The 14690-nt window shown below is 62.2% G+C and carries 12 protein-coding genes; 8 read left to right on the top strand and 4 right to left on the bottom strand.

All coding sequences use genetic code 11. The features are described from left to right. Positions 1 to 84: 84 nt before the first annotated feature. Positions 85 to 2103: a TonB-dependent receptor gene (locus AC07W7_RS13840; RefSeq protein ID WP_495039500.1), complete on the bottom strand. Its 2019-nt coding sequence runs from the start codon at positions 2101 to 2103 to the stop codon at positions 85 to 87. A 175-nt stretch (positions 2104 to 2278) separates the two neighbouring features. Here AC07W7_RS13840 and AC07W7_RS13835 point away from each other — a divergent pair, with 175 nt between their 5' ends. Both AC07W7_RS13835 and AC07W7_RS13830 read left to right on the top strand, forming a co-directional pair. After that, positions 2279 to 2512 (top strand): VF530 family protein, encoded by a 234-nt coding sequence (locus AC07W7_RS13835; RefSeq protein WP_057438302.1) that lies wholly within the window; start codon positions 2279 to 2281, stop codon positions 2510 to 2512. A 4-nt stretch (positions 2513 to 2516) separates the two neighbouring features. Further along, positions 2517 to 3143, top strand: a complete 627-nt coding sequence (locus AC07W7_RS13830; RefSeq protein WP_495039499.1) for a Pr6Pr family membrane protein — start codon at positions 2517 to 2519, stop codon at positions 3141 to 3143. Between the two features lie 106 nt (positions 3144 to 3249). Here the strand turns inward: AC07W7_RS13830 and AC07W7_RS13825 are convergent, their stop codons facing one another. Both AC07W7_RS13825 and AC07W7_RS13820 read right to left on the bottom strand, forming a co-directional pair. After that, positions 3250 to 4017, bottom strand: a complete 768-nt coding sequence (locus tag AC07W7_RS13825) for a siderophore-interacting protein (RefSeq protein ID WP_495039498.1) — start codon at positions 4015 to 4017, stop codon at positions 3250 to 3252. Beyond that, positions 4014 to 4586: a PadR family transcriptional regulator gene (locus AC07W7_RS13820; protein ID WP_495039497.1), complete on the bottom strand. Its 573-nt coding sequence runs from the start codon at positions 4584 to 4586 to the stop codon at positions 4014 to 4016. The genes AC07W7_RS13825 and AC07W7_RS13820 overlap by 4 nt, the downstream gene beginning before the upstream one ends. Positions 4587 to 5068: 482 nt before the next feature. On the opposite strand from AC07W7_RS13820, the gene AC07W7_RS13815 reads away from it, so the two are divergent. The 6 genes from AC07W7_RS13815 (at position 5069) to AC07W7_RS13790 (ending at position 11507) form a co-directional block, all read left to right on the top strand. Continuing rightward, positions 5069 to 5560, top strand: coding sequence for a CS1 type fimbrial major subunit (locus AC07W7_RS13815; RefSeq protein WP_076962389.1), 492 nt, complete (start codon positions 5069 to 5071; stop codon positions 5558 to 5560). 118 nt (positions 5561 to 5678) lie between these two features. Further along, positions 5679 to 8204, top strand: a complete 2526-nt coding sequence (locus AC07W7_RS13810; RefSeq protein ID WP_169864387.1) for a CS1-pili formation C-terminal domain-containing protein — start codon at positions 5679 to 5681, stop codon at positions 8202 to 8204. A gap of 5 nt (positions 8205 to 8209) precedes the next feature. Further along, the gene (locus AC07W7_RS13805) at positions 8210 to 9469 is read left to right on the top strand and encodes a hypothetical protein (RefSeq protein WP_495039496.1); all 1260 of its coding nucleotides are present in this window, start codon (positions 8210 to 8212) and stop codon (positions 9467 to 9469) included. 15 nt (positions 9470 to 9484) lie between these two features. Beyond that, positions 9485 to 10225: a molecular chaperone gene (locus tag AC07W7_RS13800; protein WP_495039495.1), complete on the top strand. Its 741-nt coding sequence runs from the start codon at positions 9485 to 9487 to the stop codon at positions 10223 to 10225. Next, positions 10225 to 10752 carry a CS1 type fimbrial major subunit gene (locus tag AC07W7_RS13795; protein WP_169864392.1) on the top strand — a complete coding sequence of 176 codons (528 nt, stop codon included), beginning with the start codon at positions 10225 to 10227 and terminating at the stop codon, positions 10750 to 10752. The genes AC07W7_RS13800 and AC07W7_RS13795 overlap by 1 nt, the downstream gene beginning before the upstream one ends. A 14-nt stretch (positions 10753 to 10766) precedes the next feature. Next, complete coding sequence (locus tag AC07W7_RS13790) at positions 10767 to 11507, top strand: pilus assembly protein (protein ID WP_076962393.1); 741 nt, start codon at positions 10767 to 10769, stop codon at positions 11505 to 11507. Positions 11508 to 11546: 39 nt separating this feature from the next. Here AC07W7_RS13790 and AC07W7_RS13785 read toward each other — a convergent pair whose 3' ends face one another. After that, positions 11547 to 14639, bottom strand: a complete 3093-nt coding sequence (locus AC07W7_RS13785; RefSeq protein ID WP_495039494.1) for a transglycosylase domain-containing protein — start codon at positions 14637 to 14639, stop codon at positions 11547 to 11549. Between the last annotated feature and the right edge of the window lie 51 nt (positions 14640 to 14690).

Here is a 14690-nt window from a genome sequence, read left to right as displayed (position 1 = left end):
AGCGGTGGGTCAGCCACTATTTTCAGTGACTGACCCACCGCTATCGCAGGCAAGCCAGCTCCCACAGGTGAATATCAGTGTCTGTTAGAAGGTCGTGCGCAAGCCCACCTGCACACTGCGCCCCGGCGCCGGCGCGATATCGCGCAGGATTGAGCTGGCATAGCGTACGGTCTGGTTGGTCAGGTTCTCGCCATCAACAAACGCCAGCCACTGGCTACCACCCAGGTTGAAGCGATAGCCGGCACTGGCGCCCAACGTGGTGTAGCCATCGGTGCCGCTTTCATTGGCCGGGACGCGGCCTTGGCCAGCAGCATGCTCAACATCAATGCGCGCCTGCCAGCGGTCCAGTTCCCACAGCAAGCCGCTGTTCAGACGCAGCGGGGCAATACGGGGCAGGGCTTCGCCGGTGTCCAGGTTGGTGGCGCGGGTGTAGTCGCCCGACAGTTCCAGGGCAAATTTGCCGTAGGCACTTTCACCCAGCTTCCAATGATCCTGGGCTTCAAAGCCGACGAAACGTGCGCGTACGCCTGAGTAGGTGTATTCCGGGATGCCGCTGGCGTCTTCTTCGCCTTCGTCATTCAAGGTGCGACCGCTGTTCAGCAGGCCGATGTAGTTGGAGAAGTGGCTGTAGAACACGCCAACACTGCCCTTGTGCGTACCATTGTCAAAACGCAGGGCCAGGTCGCTGGCCACGGCTTTTTCCTTGGACAGCTTGGCATCGCCCACTTCATAAGTACCGGTGGCGACGTGGGCGCCGTTGGCATACAGCTCGTAGAAGGTCGGGGCGCGTTCGGTGTAGCCCAGGGTCGCGGCCAGCGACCAGATCGGGGTCAGGGTGTAGACCGCGCCCGACGACAGGCTGCCAGCGGTGAAGCTACTGGAGCGGTTGGCCTTGGCAAACCGCGCGTTGCCTTTGCCATCCGGGTCGACGGTGGTGTGTTCCAGGCGCCCGCCCAGGCTCAGCTTCAGGCGCTCGGTGGCCTGCATTTCTTCGAGGATAAACAGCGCGCCGGCATTGGTATCGGTCTGCGGTACAAAGGCTTCCTCGCCCAAGGCGGAAAATTCGCTACGGCTGACCTGGGCACCGACGATGCCATCAAAAGGCCCCATCGCCTGGTGCCGCGCTTCGATACGCGCCTCATAGCCCTTGTTCTTGAAGGTGGTGCCGGTTTCGCCGCCTTCGATTTCCCGGTGTTCGTAATCGGTGTAGCCGGCGTCGAGTTTGACCGAGGTAAACGGGCCTTGCAGGTTGCGGATCTCGGAGGCGAAGGCGTAGTGCTCCTGTTGCATGCGGATGCGCACGTCCTGTTCGGCGGGCGAGCCGTAGTTGCTGTCGGAGTTGCTGTAGGACAGCCCGGCGTAACCGTCGTCCCACGTGTAGGAACCGCCCACGGCACCACTGTCCTGACGCCCGTCGCTGTTGCCCAGGCGGCCGTTTTTGCCGGGGCCGTTTTCGCTTTCCGCAGCGTGGCGGCTGCGGGCGTAACCTGGGATTTTCAGGTCGTTGAATTGCCGTGCGCTGGCATCCAGGTGCAGGGCGAAGCTGCCGTTGCCGGCTTCCAGTTTGCCGGCGCTGCTGCGGGTGGTGTCGGCGCCGCCGTAGCGCAACTCGCCCGCGCCGTGGATGCCTTCGATGGCTTCGGTGGGGATGCGGTTGTCGAAGGTATTGACCACCCCGCCGATGGCGCTGCCGCCGTAGAGCAGGGCGGCCGGGCCCCGGACGATTTCGATGCGCTCGACGTTGACCGGGTCCAGCGGCACCGCATGGTCATAGGACAGCGACGAGGCATCCAGCGCGCCGACACCATTGCGCAGGATGCGAATGCGGTCGCCATCCTGGCCGCGGATGATCGGGCGGCTGGCGCCAGGGCCGAAGTACGACGACGACACCCCAGGCTGCTTATTCAGGGTTTCGCCCAGGCTGCCTTTTTGTTGCAGGGTCAGGTCATCGCCTTCCAGCACGGTGCTTGGCGAGGCCAGTTGTTGGCTGCCCAGCGGGTTGCCGGTGATGACTTGGGGTTGCAGTTCCAGGGCGTGGGCCTGGGTGCCGATCAGCAGGGCAGCGGCCAGCGGGGTCAGGCGCCAGAGAGGGGAGAGGGACATCGGGGGTTCCTTGGCAAAGCAGAGAGGTTGGATATGAATAGTTACAATATAACATCTCTTTTTGCTCCGGGAAGCGGAACTTTTCAGCGGCTATAGTGAACACGGTGCTTCCGCCTGCCAGGCCTCTCGGCTAAGGTGCGCGGCTTCTTCTTTATTTACTTGGCAAAGGCCCGGCATGACCGCATCGAACAACAACCCCCTGCACGGCGTTACCCTGGAACAGGTGCTCACTGCACTGGTGGCGCACTACGAATGGGAAGGCCTGGCCGAGCGTATCGATATCCGCTGTTTCAAGAACGACCCGAGCATCAAGTCCAGCCTCACGTTCCTGCGCAAGACCCCGTGGGCGCGGGAGAAGGTCGAAGGCCTGTACGTCAAGCTGATGCGCACCAAACGCCCGCTGGACTGATCCCATGAAGCGCTTTGTCGCGGCAGCGGCACTGGCCGGTTGGGCAGGCCTGGCGATCCAGCAATACCTGATCCTTTCGTCACGCTGGCTGGCCGATGCCAGCCTGTTGGGTGGGTTGGTGAATTTTTTCAGCTTTTTCACGGTGCTGACCAACACCCTGGCTGCGGTGGTGCTGAGTTATGCACTGGTGAATCGCCCTTCGGCTGGGCGCCGCTTTTTCCTACAGCCTGCGGTCAGCAGCGGGATCGCCGTGAGCATCGTGGTCGTAGGGCTGGCCTATAGCCTGCTGCTGCGGCATTTGTGGAGCCCCGAGGGCTGGCAGTTTATCGCCGACGAATTACTCCACGATGTGATGCCGCTGCTGTTCCTCGGCTATTGGTGGTGGTGCGTCCCCAAGGGCAGGTTGCGCCTGCGGCACATTGGGTATTGGGTGATTTACCCGTTGGTGTATTTCATTTATGTGCTGCTGCGCGGGCATGTGCTGGGGCAGTATCAGTACCCGTTTATTGATGTCGGCACCTTGGGTTATCCACAGGTGTTTATGAATGCCGGGGGGATATTGCTCGGGTTTGTGCTGGTGGCGCTGGCGATAGTGGGGCTGGACAAGATTCCCAAGGCAACGAAGGACTAATGTGGGAGCGGGCTTGCCCGCGATTGCAGTGGATCAGTAGCAAATGTGCCGACTGATACAGCGCAATCGCGGGCAAGCCCGCTCCCACATTTTGACCGAGTAAGTCCTATTCTTCGCTACTGCCCTCGGCCCGCCAGTAGCCCACCGCCTTGACGAACTCATCGTCAAGCCGGTGCTTATCCAGCAGTACTCGCCGCACCTGGCGCGACAGCCTGGTCTCGGTGGCGACCCAGGCATACAGCGCCCCAGCCGGTAGCTGTAGGTTCGTCACCGTGGCCAGCAGGTCATCGACCCCGCGCACCACCCAGATCACCTCGACATCCGCCGCACTGCCAAGTGCCTGCTTTTCATGCACATCGGCAATTTCAATCACCGCCAGCACCGTGCGCCCGGCCGGCAGTTCTTCCAGGCGCCGGGCAATGGCCGGGATCGCGGTTTCGTCGCCCACCAGCAGGTAGCTGTCGAAGATATCCGGCACGATCATCGAGCCCCGGGGCCCGCCGATGTACAGGTGTTGGCCGACGGCCGCCTGCTCGGCCCAGGTCGATGCCGGGCCATCGCCGTGCAGCACAAAGTCGATATCCAACTCGCCAATGGCCAGGTCGAAGCGCCGTGGCGTGTAGTCGCGCATTGCCGGCTGGGGCCCCTCGCCCTTGATGGCGAAGGTCGGGCTTTGCAGCGCGGCCAGTTCGGCGGCGTTCTGCGGGAACAGCAGCTTGATATGGTCATCGCTGCCCAGGCTGATAAACCCGGCCAGTTGCTCGCCACCCAGGGTGATGCGGCGCATGCGCGGGGTGATATCGACCACTCGCAGTACCTCCAGGCAGCGGCGTTTAATCTCGTGGGTAACGCGGTGGATGGCGGGCTTGTTCATGCACTTTTCCCCTGTACAGGTTGGACGGGCGGGCCATCCACAATGGCTTGGGCGGTGCTGTTGAGCAGCCCCGCGACACGCGTGATTTCTTCCGGGCTCCAGCGGCCGTGATGCAGCTGCAAGGCATGGCGCAGGTTATGCACCGCCTCGTGGATCTCCGGTGGCCGGTCATGGCCGCGCAGCGAACGCTTGCTCACGTCGATGCGCATGCGCACACCGTCCAGGGCAATGGTCTGTTCGCTCAAGAAGAGACGTCCGGCGTCGGTGATTGTGTAGCGTTTTTTCCCGCCCTCGGCGTCGCCGCTGATCAATTCGCTCTCTTCCAGAAAGGTCAGGGTGGGGTAGATCACCCCGGGGCTGGGGCTGTAGGCGCCGTCGAACAAGGCCTCGATCTGGCGGATCAGGTCGTAGCCATGGCACGGCTGCTGGGCGATCAGCGCCGGCAGGAGGATTTTCAGGTCGCCCGGGGCGAAGACCCGCGGGCCTCGGCCACCGCGCTCGCGGCCTGGGCGTTTCTCGAAGCCGTCGCGGCCGTCACCGGGTTCACGGTGGGAATGAGGGTCTCTCATTGGGATGCTCTCTGTGGGTTTATAAGACATAACGTAAGATATATCTTAATGCCGGAGCAACGCTTGCCGACGAACGGTAGGGTGCCGCTGCGCTTATCCACTGGCAATTAACAGATTGTCGGTTTAAATGAACTCATGGAGTCTTTGCTCTAATTGCAGTGATGCTTAGTTGTGGATGGTCGTGTGCTACTTTTCTTACGGAACATTGTTCGTTGGGTGTGGGTTAAGTTAGTGATAGTTGTCCTCCAGGTATTACAGCCAGTAATTGGTTTTTTCGGGTTCCAGGTTTTTTTCCATGCAACATAAGGACTTGAAGCTACGAGTTACAAGGAATTGGCTGGCTTACCTGAAGTTAAATTCGGTTGATCATTTACTCGCGTCTTAAGACTCAACTCATAAAGTGATAGTTGGGTCTTTGGCGTGGAATGAAGTTTCGATCAACTCGAACCTTTAACTTAATTAGTGACAACAGGTATTTAATGATGCTGAAAAAGACTGCTTTCGTCCTGCCTCTGGTGATGTTGGCCATCGGTTCTTCCAGCGTGTTTGCAGCTGGTGAAGCCACCAGCGTCATCAACATCAAGGCGACGATTCCTACCAAACAGTTCCATGCCCAGCCGTTGGATCCAGAGTTCGGTAAGGATGAAACCATGGCCTACAACACCGTTACCGGTCTGTTGAGCCCCATCCGTGCGACCTACGCGGTGAAAAATACCGACGGTTCGATCAAGGCCTACATCGAAGGCGGTCCGGCTTCCCTGACCAACGGCACTTCTTCCATTCCCCTGACCACCACCTTCAACGGCGTGACCCTGACCGGTTCGCCGCTGGAAGTCGTGGATGACGCCAGCTCCACCCCTGGCACCCAGGCCGACATGGTGGTGGTGGCGGCCAAGCCGGCCGACACCGATGCGGGCCTGTTCACCACCAACTACACCGTGGTGTTCGACCATGAGCCGCGCGTAACCCCGTGAAGATGACCTGTTGACCAATAAGCATCGGCTTATTGCTTAGCACCTACCGATCGACAGGCAGCCGCTGTCGGTTGATCGGTATTCAAGTATTTCCTGTGCGTATTCAGAGTATCCGTTCATGTTCCCGATGATTTTCATCGCGGCAGCGCTTGCCTTGTTGTTTTGTACGGGAGCGTTTGCAGCTGACGCGGCAACTGGCACAACCCCCAGAAGTTTGCTGTCCCAGGCCAAGGGTTTACCGGCGGATTTTGAAGAACATTTTTTTGATGTGCCGCTGGCGGTGCGGGTTGAACTGGACCAGGAGTTCGTCTCTGAGGCGATGATTGTCCTGACCCGTGACGACCGCCTGACCTTGCTGGATTTCACCGATCACGAAGGCAGTGTGATCAAGGATATCGAACGTGACCGCTGGGGTGACTACCTCAAGCAGGGCGTGCCGTTGGGCGCTTGCCAAGGCAACTGCCCGGAGCAACTGCTGGCGGTCCACTACAACCTGGAAAAGTCCCTGGTCACCCTGTTGACCGAGAACGCCGAGCGCGAAGGGTTCGAGCCGCAGTATTACTCCCTGCCCACCGGCGGCAGCACCGGCCTGATCGTGCGTAACCAACTCAATATCAGCGGCGGCCAGGGCCAGGACCTGGGCGGGCGCCTGGGGCTGGATGCCAACGCCAGCCTGGGCAACTGGAGCCAGGTGTTGAACATGCAGTTCTCGCGCCTGGGCGGGCCGGACGACGATGCCCTCAACCATGCGGTGTACTCCCTGTATGGCCAGCGTGAAATGCACGGCGAGTTCCTGCGCCTGGGCTACTTCACCCCCAATGCCGAAGGCCTGACCCGCCAGTTGCGCACCTTCGGCGCCAGCCCGGACACCGCCGTGGGCGTGATGTACGGCAGTTCCGACAGCCTGATGATCGCCAACCCCAAGCCGAGCATCTACCCCATTTATGTCACCGCCAACCGCCAGGGTTCGGTGGAGATCTACCGCAATGGCCTGCTGATCAACACCCAGGCGGTCGCCACTGGCCTGCAAAGCCTGGACACGCGCCCCCTGCCGGGCGGCATTTATGAGGTGGAAGTGCGCCTGGTGGAAGATGGCCAGACCACCAGCACCACCCAGGAATTGGTGTACAAGCCCAACAACTGGCGCAACCTCGACAACCGTTGGCGCTACAACGTGTTTGCCGGGCAGGAAAGCAAGCTGCTGAGCAACTGGGATGAACAGCCCAGTGGCGACCTGACCGCCGGCGCGTCCGTCAACTACCTGGCCCACCCACGGGTGGTGCTGGGGCTGTCCGGGCGCCAGGTCAAGGACAACATGCAGTACGGCACGTCCATCGACTGGACCCTGGCCAACAATGCCAGTCTCTATGCCAACGTCTACCAGACCGATAACTACGGCACCGGCGTCGACTTCAACAGCCTCTACAATTACGGCCTGGGCAGCGTGGTGCTGAACCACACCCGCAGCTGGCTGGACAACCGCAACACCTACGAAGTCCTGCCCGACGGCACCCGCATTCGCCAGCGCGATGTGTTTGTCGGCCAGACCAGCCTCTCAGCGCTGTCCGTCAACCACCGCTTGAGTAACCTGCGCTCCATCAGCGCGCGGCTGTCCTACAGCGAAGGCAATACCCAAGGCACTGGCCTGGACCTGGGCTGGACCGAACGCACCCACCTGTTCGGCAGCGATGCCAACTGGCGCTTGTCGCTGTTCGACCGTCCGGCCAGCTCCAGCACCGGCGACAAGCGCAACCGCGGGGTCGACCTGAGTGTCAGCCTGGCCCTCGGCAGCCCCGGCGAGCAGTGGTCCGCCAGCATCGGCACGCGCACCTCCCGCGAAGGCACGCGTGACAACAACGGCTCGCTGACCTACCGCCGCGACCTGCAAGACCATGTGCTGCAAAGCGTCTCCGGCACGGTGCTGGCCGACACCTATGGCGTGGGCCTGTCCGGCATGGCCAGCTTCCAGACCGATGCGGTCAATGGCGACGGCTTTGTGCAGCGTTCCTCGTTCAACAACGACCTGACCGGTGGCCTGAACCTGGACAGCACCTTCGCCCTCGGCGGGCAACGGATGGTGCTGACCAGCCAGTACGCCGGCAGCGGCTCGGGGATGATTGTCGATGTTGAAAGCGATGTAGAGGACATCGTCCTGCGCGCCGATGACTTGAGCGGCGGCAGCACCCTGCTGCGGGCCGGGCGCAACTTTATCCCGATCACCGCCTACAAGGGCAGTTCGGTGAGCTTCGACTTTGACGGCAACCACGCGCCGGCGGCGAATATCCAGCCACCGCGTACCGCCTACCACCTGAACAAGGGCGGTGTGGACTACCGCAAGATCAGCGTGATGCGCAGCGTCACCGTGCTCGGTCGCCTGGTGGACCCCCAGGGCAAGCCGCTCAAGGGCCATCACATCATCAACCACGCCAGCCGTGGGGTGAGCGAGGTCGATGGGTTCTTCTCCCTGGAAATGAACGCCAGCTCGCCGACCCTGGAAGTGCGGCGCAACAACCAGTTGCTGTGCCAGTTCCGCCTCGATACCACCCAGGCGCGCAATGAAAACGATGTGCTGATGATCGGCGACCTGCGTTGTACGCCGGACACTCTGGCCGATTCCACCTTCACCACTCAGACCGCAGGTTGAGTGCCATGACGAGATTTGCGATCACTATGCGACCTCTCTATACGTTGATCAGCCGGCTGGGCGTCGTGGGCGCGGCCCTGGCGTTCAGCTCAGCGGCAGCGGCTCTGACCCAGGACATTTCGGCGGTGTTTACACCGGACCCGGCCAATCCGTTTGAGAACAAGTTTCGCAATACCACCCCCATCAGCTCGATCTGCGAGTCGCACATTCCCACCCAATGCAAGGCGTTGAACCTGTTCAGCCTGAGGATTCCCGCCTTCGACGCCTTGAGCAACGGGCCCATCCTGGCCAACCATGCGGATGAGCGCCAGGGCTTTATGGTGCAGGTGCCGTCGAGCTGGCGTGATGTGCAAGTGACCCATACCCGGACTGGGGAAGTGGAGACGGTGCAGATGCGCATTGCCGGGTTTGGCGGCTTGTGGCAGGTGCCCCGGCCACCGGGGGTATCTGGTTGGGCTCAACCGGGAATTGCCTGGACGACCCAGTGGTCCAGGGCTCCCAGCCCTTGTGTTTCGACGGGGCACCTCAAGGCCAGTCGGCAAACGGCGACCTATTTTTGGATTGTGCCGGAAGGGGCCGGGGTATGCAGTCGCAAGCCCTCGCAGGATCTGGCCTATATGCGGATCTACCAAATGGAGTACGCCTACGAAATCCGCACGCCCAACCCGTTGGGCATGTCCAGCGGCGAGTACACCGGCAATCTCACCTACACCCTGGGGCCACGGGGCGACTATGACTTTGGCGACGTCTTGATCCCCACCGATAACCAGCTCACGTTCAACTTCAACCTGGAGGTGCAACACCAACTGCAGGTGGAAGTGCCCCCCGGCGGCAATCGTGTCGAACTGGTGCCCCAGGGCGGCTGGCAAGCCTGGTTGAACCGGGGCCGCAAGCCGGCGCGGTTGTTCCGTGACCAGACCTTCAATATCTCCGCGTCGTCACGTTTCAAGATGCAGATGGCCTGCGAGCGGGTCATCGGCGACACCTGCGCCTTGAGAAACACCACCGACGGTCACGAAGTGCCGGTGGATGTCAGCGTCAGCCTGCCCCATGGCCTGAGTCGTGATGACGGAGGGGCAGTGAGTCGTCAGCCATTGCTGTTGAGCGGTGTGGGCACCGAGTTGTTTCAACCGGGGTTCTACGTCAACCGCCGGCCCGGCACCCTGCATTTCGAGGTCAAGAAAGACTACGCCGACCAGATGCTGGAGCGGGGCGGCAGTACCTACTCGGGCCAGGTCACGGTGGTCTGGGATTCGGAACTCTAAATGAGGTTTATGGCAATGAAACATCTGTTGGCGCTGTGTGCGCTGTGCTGGTTGCCGCTGTCGGCCCCGGCCGCTCCCAATATCAATGTGGGGGTGTTCTATGACTATCTGGATGGCGACAAGACGACCTACCTCAAGCGGGTCTTCAATGGCGGTGACAGCACCGCCTTTATCAAGGTCTCGGTGATGGAAATCCTCTACAACGCCGATGGCAGTTCCGAAGAAGTCGAGCTCAAGAGCAACCCCGAGAACACCGCCCGCGATGGCCTGATGGCCACGCCGGCGCGGATGATTGTCCCGGCCAATGGCATGCAGGGTACGCGGTTGTTGTACCTGGGGGCGCGGGACAAAGAGCGCTATTTCCGCCTGCGTTTCGTACCGGTGATGCCCGAGGCCGAGGATGAGTTTGTGGTTTCCAGTGAGGAGCGCGAGGCCTACAACAACAGCCTGTCGGCCGGGGTCACGGTATTGGCGGGGTTTGGCACGGTGTTCTTCGTGCGGCCCAAGGACACGCGCTTTGCCACGCGGGTAGAGGAGCGCGCCGGTGAATATGGGCTGCGCAACGACGGTAACAGCGTGGTGGTGGTGGATCAGTTCAAGGACTGCGCCAGCGACGATGCCCAGGACTGCCTGCCGGTGACCAAGAACCACATCCTGCCGGGGCGTGCCTTCAGCTTTTCCAAGCAGGCCGGGCGAACCTATCGCTTCACCCTGGTCGAGGGCCGCGAGAAACAACCCTATGAGGTCAAAGGCTGATGAACCGTGAGAAGGCCCATGCTGCCCGTTATCGGTCGGGCAAGTTGTCCAAATTCATCCTGGGGACGTTGCTGCTGCTCGGTGCGGCCTTGCTCAGCGCCCAGGCCCTGGCGATCCGTGAAGAGCAGGTGTTCGACGTGTCGGTCACCATCCCGACCGCCGACTTTTATGTAGTGCCGATCAACTCGCAGTTTCTGGAGCGCGAGCAGGAAATGGCCTGGAACCTGGTGACCAGGACCCTCAAGCCCCTGCGCGAACACTTCGACGTGAAGAACAGCGCCGGCGGGATTGTCGCCCGCCTGGGCCAATTGCCCACCTTGTCCAACGGCCGGCGCCAGATCCTGCTGAATGTCTCGTTCAACGGCCAATGGCTGGAGCTGACGGACAGCCTGGTGGTGCCCGCCGATGAAGCGCGGGCCGGCAAGCGTGTGCTGTTGGAAATTGCCGCCGTAGAGCCCCCGGACGGCTATGTCCCGGGCGACTATTTTGGCAGCGTGCATCTGATCTTCGACGCGTTGCTACCGTAAACAACGAGGTGCTTATGAAATACCTGTATGCAGCATTGGGCCTGTGCCTGTGGTCCCTGAATGTCCAGGCGGGCCCGGCCATCAATGTCGGCGATTTCTACGACTACATGAACGCCGATAAAAACACCTACCTCAAGCGCGTGTTCAATGGCGGGACCAGCACTGCCTTCGTCAAGGTCAACATCACCGAAATGCTCTACAAACCCGATGGCAGCTATGACGAAGTGCCGCTCAAGGACCAGGCCAATGGCGTGGTGCGCGATGGCCTGATGGCCAGCCCGGCGCGCCTGATCGTGCCGGCCAATGCCATGCAGAGCACACGCTTCCTGTTTATGGGCGAGCGCGACCGTGAACGCTACTTCCGCGTGCGTTACCTGCCGGTGGCGCCGGAGAAGGACGATGACTTCGGCATCAACGACGAAGACCGCGCCGCCTATGAAGCCTCCCTGGCGGCGGGCGTGCGGGTGATGTCCGGCTACGGCACGGTGTTCTTCGTACGGCCTACCGAAAGCCGTTTCGACACCCGCGTCGAAAACGGCGGTCGGCGCTACACCTTGCGCAATGCTGGCAACACCGTGGTGGTGGTGGATGAGTTCCAGGATTGTGCCGTGGGCGACCGCAGCGACTGTGCGCCGATCACCAAGAACCACATCTTCCCGGGCCGGGTGTTTTCTTTCGATAAACAGGCCGGGCGCATCTATCGGTTCTTCCTGGTGGAAGGCAGTAGCGAGAAAGTGATCGAGATCAACGGCTAAACCCATGTCGGCGCGAGCGTGCTCGCGAAGCTTCCCGCGTTATCGTTGCACGCGGCACAAGGTCTGGCTGCCCGGTTGCAGGAAGGGTGTGAGTACCGGCGCCATGCCCTTGAGGACCTGCACCGGCAGGGCCGAGGTAAAGGTGAAGTTCTGCGCCGAGCTGCCGGGGACGAAGGCGGTCAGGGTGCCAAAGTGGCGTTCGCCGATGTAGAACACAAAGGTCGCAGTGCGGTTGATGGCCTTGGAGCTGAGGATCCGGCCACCGGCGCCGATGGCTTCGAGGCGGTTGTCACCGGTGCCGGTCTTGCCGCCCATGGCCAGTGGCGTGCCGTCGGCCAGCTTGAAACTGCCGGCCACGCGCTTGGCGGTCCCGGCATCCACCACCTGGGACAGTGCCTCGCGCAGGGCCTGGGCGACTGCGCTGGGCATCACCCGCTTGCCGCGAGCGGGGTCGTTGACCAGGCGGGTTTCATACGGCGTGCCGGCGGCAAAATGCAGGCTGTCGATCCGCAGCGTCGGCTGGCGGATGCCGTCGTTGAGAATAATCCCCACCAGTTCCGCAAGCGCGGCCGGGCGATCGCCCGAGCTGCCGATGGCCGTGGCGAGGGACGGCACCAGATGGTCGAAGGGGTAGCCGACCTGTTGCCAGCGCTGATGGATATCGAGGAAGGCCTCGACCTCTAGCATGGTGCGGATGCGACTGTCCCGGGCGCTCTTGTGCCGGCTCTTGAACAGCCAACTGTAGACTTCCTGGCGCTCGTGCCGGCTGGCCGCGACCGCCTGGGTGAAGGTGGCATCGGGGTGCTGGAGCAGGTAGCCGAGCAGCCATAAATCCAGGGGGTGGACCTTGGCGATATAGCCCTGGTCCGGCAAGTCATAGGCCCCGGGGCCATAGGCCTGGTACAGCGTGGCGAGGCGTTCGTCAGTGAGCTTTTCGCGGGTCTGGGCGCCACCTAAGTGGGCCCGCACAAAGCGGTTGAAGCTCTGCTGGCTGGCCTGGGGCAGCAGGTAACGGTGCACGGCGGCCAGGCGGATGGCAGTGGGGTGCAGGCTGTCGAGGAAAGTGTCGAGCCGCGCCTGGGTGTCCTTGTTGCGGTATTTTTTCCAGAAACGCAGGAGAAACGTGGTGCCCTCGCGGTCGGCGAACCGGGCCAGGTATTCCTGGCGGCGCGGGTCACTGTCGTCCTTGAGCAACTCGGCACTGTTGTGCGGGCCCTGGTAGGTGCTGTAGCGCACCAGGTCGCGCATCAGGCGAATAAATGGCAGGTTGATCGACTCACGCAAGGCTTCGCGCAGGGTCGGGTTGCGGCCATTGTCTTCATTGCGGAAATTATGGAAATGATGCAGGCCGCCGCCGGTGAAGAAGCTTTCGCCGGGGCTGGCGGAGTAATGCCGGTCCAGGGCGGCATCGAGCATTTTGGGCAGGCCCTGGTCGCGGTTTTGCACCAGGTAATCCAGGGCCCAGCGTGACAGGCGGTCCTGCTCGTCGATGGGGGCTTTTTGCAGGGCGGCGGGGGTTTGCCCGGCGTAGCGGCCGTGCAGTTCACTGATGATTTGCAGGTAAGTGGTCAGCACCCGCAACTTGGCGGTGGAGCCCAGCTCCAGCTTGCTGCTCTCGTTGAGGTCGAATGGCTGGTCGGTGTTGTCGGTCTGCACCCGGACCCGGGCGCCGTCTGCGGTCATCTCGTACAGGGTGAAGCTGTAGCGCACTTGCGCGGTGCTGGCGGGGGTCAACAGGCGTGGGCCGAGCAGCCCGAGCTGGCCGGCGAAGGCCGGGTCGGCCAGGTGCTTGAGGTAGGCGGTGGCCTGGGTTTGCAGGTCGCTTTGCAGGGTGCTGGTGGCGGCCAGGTCGAGGCGGTCGAGGTCGTACAGCGGGCGATCGAGCAGGGCGGCCAGGCGGCTGCGGGCAACGCTGATGCCTTTGTTGGTCTCGATTGGTTGCAGTGTTGGTTGCTGCTGCCAGTCGCGGTAATTCACCGTGCTGGCCAGCGCGGCCTTGGCCAACGCCGGGTCGATCACCGCGTTTTGCGCCAGCAGGCGGATATGGCTGTCGGTCAGGCTCGCCAGTTCATCCCGGCCCTTGGACAGATAGTGGGAAGGCCGGCGCTGGGCAATCATCAGGGACAACACTTCACGCAGGGCCAGGCCTTTGAGCGCGAGGTTGTTGGCGGTGTGGTCGTTGAGCAAGGCATTGGTCTGGTTGAAGTCGGCGCCGTACCACACGCGCAGGCCCTCGGCCATGCCGTGCACCTCACCGTGGCCGGGCACGGCGGACAGCGGCACGCTATTGAGGTAGTCGCGCACGATGTCTTGCCGGGCCGCCAGCGTCTGCGGGCCGCCCTGGTAGGTGCGCACACTGGCGGAAATCATCTGGCGGATTTTCTCGCCGCCGGACAGCGTCAGCCCCTCGGGGGAGTGACGATACTTCTCCAGCTGGGTGGCCAGGGTACTGCCGCCCGCTGTCTGGCCCGGCAGGTGCAGCCAGCGCGCCAGTTGCGACCAGGCCGCCTTGGCAAAACGCGGCCAGTCCACGGCGGGGTTGGCCTGGGGCTGGGCCGGGTCCAGCAGGTCGCGGTTCTCGATAAACAGCAGGCTGTCGACCACCACGGGCGGGATGGCGGCAAAGCTTGGATAAAACTGCTGCGGGTAACGGTATTGGTACAGTGCCTGGGCGCGGCAATCGGTGATCGACAGGCCGGCCTGGATCTTCTCGCGATAGGGTACGAACAGGCCATGGCCGGTGTAGTCGAGCAGGGCCGTGGAGAACTGCGCCTGCTGCTCGACCTGGTAATTGCGCTTGAGCAAGCGCGGCAGGAACTCCCCCAGTGCGCTGTAGCCCAGGCGTTTGTCGAAGGGGCCGTTGCCCGGGTAGACAATGGCGTCGCTGGGGCCGGGCCGCACCTGATAGGTCAAGGTGGCCGCGAACCGGCTGAGTTCACGGGCCTGCCATGTGGATGTGCGCATTTCTCGGGAGGCGGCATAAGCCAGGGCCAGCACGCCCATCAGCAGCAACAGCCACAACAGGCGCCAGGCAAAGCGCGGCTTGCGGGGCTTTTGGGGCAATGGCGGTTCATCCGTGCTGTCGGTTGGCACCGCAGCCTGGGTCGAATCGGTTTGCCAGAGAGCGCCCATAGTCGATTGATCCATTCACGCAGATTGATCGCACTTGCCTGAAGCTTAGCC

This window comes from Pseudomonas sp. GW821-FHT01D09, from assembly GCF_059422465.1.
This window is presented reverse-complemented; position numbering and strand designations above follow the sequence as displayed.